The sequence below is a fragment of the Siphonobacter sp. BAB-5405 genome (genome assembly GCF_002872335.1).
Taxonomy (GTDB): domain Bacteria; phylum Bacteroidota; class Bacteroidia; order Cytophagales; family Spirosomataceae; genus Siphonobacter.
The window spans coordinates 1-4,291 of record NZ_NJAG01000076.1 but is presented as its reverse complement, the minus strand read 5'-3'; the positions used below and the strand labels follow the sequence as shown (position 1 = coordinate 4,291).

At 44.3% G+C, this 4,291-nt stretch carries 5 protein-coding genes; 3 read left to right on the top strand and 2 right to left on the bottom strand.

The genetic code is table 11. From position 1 onward, the window contains the following. From BWI97_RS28680 to BWI97_RS25515, 3 genes are all read left to right on the top strand, one after another. Window positions 1–257: hypothetical protein (locus BWI97_RS28680; RefSeq protein ID WP_233208045.1), on the top strand; the 257-nt coding region annotated here is incomplete at its 5' end. Window positions 258–344: 87 nt separating this feature from the next. Then, window positions 345–758 (top strand): response regulator, encoded by a 414-nt coding sequence (locus BWI97_RS29365; protein WP_102203330.1) that lies wholly within the window; start codon window positions 345–347, stop codon window positions 756–758. A 670-nt stretch (window positions 759–1,428) separates the two neighbouring features. Continuing rightward, the gene (locus BWI97_RS25515) at window positions 1,429–1,860 is read left to right on the top strand and encodes a response regulator (protein WP_102203328.1); all 432 of its coding nucleotides are present in this window, start codon (window positions 1,429–1,431) and stop codon (window positions 1,858–1,860) included. Between the two features lie 90 nt (window positions 1,861–1,950). Here BWI97_RS25515 and BWI97_RS25510 read toward each other — a convergent pair whose 3' ends face one another. Together BWI97_RS25510 and BWI97_RS25505 are read right to left on the bottom strand one after the other, a co-directional pair. Further along, complete coding sequence (locus tag BWI97_RS25510; RefSeq protein ID WP_102203327.1) at window positions 1,951–2,337, bottom strand: response regulator; 387 nt, start codon at window positions 2,335–2,337, stop codon at window positions 1,951–1,953. After that, window positions 2,331–4,291: sensor histidine kinase (locus tag BWI97_RS25505; protein WP_102203326.1), on the bottom strand; the 1,961-nt coding region annotated here is incomplete at its 5' end. The genes BWI97_RS25505 and BWI97_RS25510, both read right to left, overlap by 7 nt.

The window sequence follows — 4,291 nt, the reverse complement described above, 5'->3', positions numbered from 1 at the left end:
ATCTTTCTGTACTTATACTAGATGCTATTTTGTACAAATTCAGCCAATTAAGTGTATTGAAGGCTGTTCTGTTAGAGTGGTTATTGTTAAGCTTACCTTTCTTTTATTGGGCTTTAAAATATGACTATTGGCTTTGGTTCATTCTATCACTCTCCTTTTTGGTTACTCAGATCATCAAGAAGATCAAAATTGAAAAACTCTTAAATAATGTTGTTTCCCCTTATAACATTTTACAAACAACCACTCAAGAACTGTAACATAGTATTAACTAGTGTTAAAGAAACATAAGTATTCAAGCACTAGGAGGCATACTTCTTTAGAGTTAAACCATCATTCGTTTCAGAATGATGTTATCCCTATACACCCTAATGCCGTTTTCTAGTAAACCACTTCCTCTATTTCTAGTAATTGAAGATAATGAAGATTATTGTTCCCTATTAGAATGGTCCTATCAGAAGCAGGCCCCGGCCTGCCGGTTGTACTTTGTTCGTTCCGCTGAAGAAGCACTTCGGTATTTAGAAGATTGCTTTATAAAACCTCAGCTCATCTTACTCGACTATGATCTACCAGGGATGGACGGATTAGACTTTCTAGAACATCTTAGACACTCCTCGGTCTGGAAAATTTGCCTATCATTTTATTCACTTCTCGTGAAGATAGTCAGCTTCAAACGCAAGCTCATGGCAAAGGAGCTACCCGCTTTATCACTAAACCTAGTGGTTACCTGGCTATTCAAGCCTTTTGGCAGCAATTACTAGCGGCCTAATTATTAAAAACGCCCGGTATAACTATACCGAGCATTTCCAGTTCCCCATTTTACATAAAGTCACTAGTTAACGTTAAATCACTGCTCTACTTTACGTATATATCTGAATATCAGAAAATTAAATAATATTAGACAAGTTTTAAGTATACTTTCGTTTTTGTTTCAACACCACGCCTATGAACGATTTATCAGGTTCAAAACAGTTACAGCTATTCAAACTATTAGATAAGGCTTTCTATTTCTACACCTTAGGCCTATTGATCCATACTTCCTATGTACCCGCAGATCTTCTTTATTGTACCCTCCGTCAACGCTTTAAATCGCTCTTACTAGACCAATTTCAGCATAGAATGTCTATGCTCGAAGATTTGGGGATTGTATTCATAAGAAAGGTAGGGCAGCAGGATTGCGTTCTTTTAAAGGCTGATTATCACTACTATCTACATAAGCTTTACCTGGATAGTAGTGATACACGCTTAAGCCAGCTTATGGAGTCTATACATAAAAGCCTGCAATAATATGATCTTAGATAGCTATTTCATCCGCCTCATATATGAGGTGATATATTCCCTTTACGCACGTTTTCTTACTATGCGGAGAAGATACATAAGGCCAAAATACTAAAGATAGGCTTTCTTTGCATCCAAAATAAAACCTTACTTATGTTGACTAAAGGCCCCATTGTGTCCATTGAAGATGATCAAGATGATCAATTCTTAATTAAAAGTGTGTTTACCGAATTAGGCGTCGAAAATGAACTTCTATTTTTTAACAATGGAAAGCTAGCTTTAGATTATCTGTGCACGACACAAAGACAACCGTTTTTGATTCTTTGTGATGTAAATATGCCGATTATGAATGGTTTGGAGCTCCATCAAGCCATTGCTGAAAGTGACTTTTTAAGAAAAAAAGCTATTCCCTTCGTGTTTTTAACTACGGCAGCTAATGCTACTCTTGTTAATCAGGCCTATTTTCAAAGTGTACAGGGCTTTTATCAAAAAGCAAACACCTATGAAGATTTAAAGCAACAAATGAAATCAATTTATGAATATTGGCAGGGTTGTTTACATCCTAATAGCTATTTAGTACAATAAGTATTATTGCTCATTTTTAAATTAAATTCTTTCGCTTGTATGCCAAGAAATCCCCGATCTTTTGAATCTGAACTAAATCCAAACGCTTTATTAAGCTAACTTTGAGAGTAATTGGAGCAGTGCATTCAAATCAATCGGCTTCGTTAAATGGTCATCGAACCCAACTGCTTTAGCGTTCTGTTTGTCTTCGTGCTGTCCATAGCCAGACACGGCAACAATAAATAAATCTTTACCCCAAGGCTGCTTACGCATCTCTTGACAGGTTTCATAGCCATTCATCTGCGGCATACCAATATCTAACAAAACAACGTCGGGTTTAAGACTTCCCGCCGCTAATACTCCTTCTTTACCACTATTCCTGCTGTGTACCTCATAACCCTTAAGCTCTAAAAGCATACTTAAGGTGAAGGTAGCATCGAGATTATCATCCACGATTAATAGACGAAGGGCTCTTCGCTCCGCTTCTTTTTTTAGCATAGATGGCCATTGGCCTCGGTTGAGGTGGGCAAGCTGACCAGGAATGTACTACCCTGACCTAGGCCCTTACTCTGGGCCTCTACGGTTCCACCGTGCAGTTCTACAATCTGCTTGACTAAGGTGAGTCCTAAACCCAGTCCCCCTTCGGAGCGGGCCAGGGAGTTATCGACTTGCACAAACAATTCGAAAATCGAAGTCAGCTGATCCGGACTTAGGCCAATACCGGTATCCTCAACGCGTAAAAGAGCTCTTTGGCCTTGGTGTTCTAGGCTTACGTGAAGCGTGCCCTTTGGGTGAGTATAGCGAGAGGCATTGGTCAAGAGATTCATCACCATCTGCACCAGCCGCGTGGCATCTCCTTCGAGCTTAACCGGAGTCGCTGGTAAACGGACGGTTAGCTGCTGCTGCTTTTGCTGTACTAACGCTTGTACAGATTCTATCGCCTGACGGGTAAGCTCCACCAGGTTGACGCTCGCTTTTCGGAGTTCGATTTTACCCTGACTAATCCGGCTGACATCCAACAGGTCATCGACCATCCGTACTAGATGCTCGGTCTGGCGAGACATCATCTCCAGCACAGATTTTGCCTGGGTATTCGCCGAGGCCGTTAGCGAAAGAATCTGTAAACCATTGCCAAGCGTAGCCATAGGATTACGAAGCTCGTGAGCCAGCATGGCCAGGAACTCATTCTTGCGTCGATCGGCTTCCCTAAGCCCTTCTTCCGCTTTTTTCTGTTTAGTCACGTCCATAAACACGTTGATGGCCCCCATAAGCTTGCCTTCCTCATCAAACAAGGGGTCGATGTTTACGTAAGCAGTCAGGCGATTGCCATTGGGTTGTTCCACCCGCACTTCCAGATCTCTAAACGAGATTCCTTTCTGGACTGCATCGGCCATGGCTGATTTGACGTGCACCAAAGGTGAGCCATCCGGCTGCCACAAGCGGAAGGCTCCGCAGAATCGATCCTGCGTATCCTCAAACCTGGGCTTTCGGCCCCAGAGCTCGACAGCCCGGCGGTTGAAATAGGTAATCCTTCCCTTGACATCACAGGTATAAAGCCCCGCCGGCATGAGTGAAATTAGCTTATTCATCCGTTCTTCACTGGCTCGCAAGGCTTCTTCAGCGGTTTTACGATCGGTGATATCGAACATGATGCCACTCATTTGGGCCGGCCTGCCGTCTTCTTCCCCAGTCACGCGTCCATACCCACTCATCCAGCGAGTGACTTGGTCGTCACGAATGATACGAAACTCGGTATCAAACAGACTTTGCTCGTCAATGGCCCTCGTTAATTCGTTTACTACCCAGTCCCGATCCTGGGGATGAATTCGGCTGACAAAGGCCTGAGATCGCTGCGGATGCGGCTCCACAGGCATTCCCAGAAGCTTAAAATGCTGCTCGTTCCAGTAGACTTCATCCGTAACCAGATGCCATTCCCAGGTGGCCATCTCGGCTGCCTCCACCGCTAAACGCGTTCGCTGTTCTAATTGCCGCCGCAACGCCTGAGCCTGCTTGCGACGGGTAATGTCCCGGCTGATTTTAGTGAAGCCAACAAGCTGCCCCTGAGCATCGTGAATAGCCGTGGTGATTTCGTTGACCCAGAAGCGTTCACCTGTTTTGCGTAAGCGAATAGCTTCTTTTTCTACACGGCCCGTCTGAGCGGCCTTTAAGAGTTCTTGCTCGGCTTCACCCGCTGCCCGGTCTTCCAGCGTATAGCAAAGAAAGGCTGGTTGCCCCACGGCTTCTTCGGCGGAGTAGCCCTTCATACGCAGGGCTCCCTCGTTCCATTCGGTAATGGTGCCGTTGGCGTCCAACCGGTAGATGGCGTAATCGGGAAGATTCGCTAGCAGTGAGTGGTAGCGTTGTTGACTATCGCGTAGAGCTTCTTCGGCCTGCTTCCGCATTAAAATGTCGTTAAATAAGATTGCTACCCGGTTTTGACCCGGTTCTCCAA